We start from the raw sequence: 916 nt of genomic DNA, 5'->3' as shown, positions 1-916 counted from the left end.
CACTAGTGAGGGGCGGCAGCGCATCAAGCGGTGAGCGCACTCCGGCACCGCCAACTTTCAGCACATGCGTGTAAATCATCGTCGTAGAGACGTCGGAATGGCCGAGCAGATCCTGCACGGTTCGAATGTCGTAACCGCTGCGGAGCAAGGCCGTCGCGAACGAGTGGCGGAGGGTGTGCGGTGTGGCGGGCTTCGTGATGCCTGCTTGTTCTACGGCACGTTTGAAGGCGCGCTGAAAGGTCTGGTCATACATGTGATGGCGACGCACGACACCGCTCCGTGGATCGGTCGAATGCGTGTGCTGCGCAAAAACCCAGAACCACGGCCAGGAATGCCCGGCGCGCGGATACTTCCGCTCAAGGGCGTCGGGAAGCGCAACGCCGCTGCGGCCCTCGGCCTGGTCCTTCAGCCACCATGCCCGTGCACGCGACAGCTGCTCGCGCAGGCTGGGTGCCAAGCTCTCGGGTAACATCAAGGCCCGATCCTTGGAGCCCTTGCCCTCCCGCACGATGATCGTGCCGTGATCGAAATCCAGATCCTTGACCCGCAGTTGCAAACCCTCACTGATCCGCATGCCCGTTCCATACAGAAGCTGGGCGAACAAACGATGCTCGCCTTCCAGAAAACCGAGGATGCGAACCACTTCATCCGGGGTCAGCACCACCGGCAAGCGCCGCGACGGCCGAGGTCTTCCGATCTCCTGAAGCCAGGGCAGATCCGTGCACAGCACCTTGCCGTAGAAGAACAGCAAGGCCGCCAATGCCTGACGATGCGTGGAGACCGAAACCTTGCGCTCGTTCGCCAGCCAGGACAGAAATGCCTCGACTTCGCTGCTGCCCAAGGTTGCCGGGTGACGCACACCGTGGAAACGGATGAAGGCACGAACCCAGTGGACATAAGCCTGTTCGGTTCGTAA

1 protein-coding gene is annotated in these 916 nt (G+C 61.8%); it reads right to left on the bottom strand.

The genetic code is table 11. The features are described from left to right. The coding region (gene intI1, locus ACJHYR_RS27890) for a class 1 integron integrase IntI1 (protein ID WP_129950480.1) at positions 1 to 916 on the bottom strand (916 nt) is incomplete at both ends.

The sequence above is a fragment of the Escherichia sp. WS1450 genome (assembly GCF_046487395.1).
In the GTDB taxonomy this organism is placed as follows: domain Bacteria; phylum Pseudomonadota; class Gammaproteobacteria; order Enterobacterales; family Enterobacteriaceae; genus Escherichia; species Escherichia coli.
The sequence above is the reverse complement of the archived record's forward strand: the minus strand, read 5'-3'. Positions and strand labels throughout refer to the sequence as shown.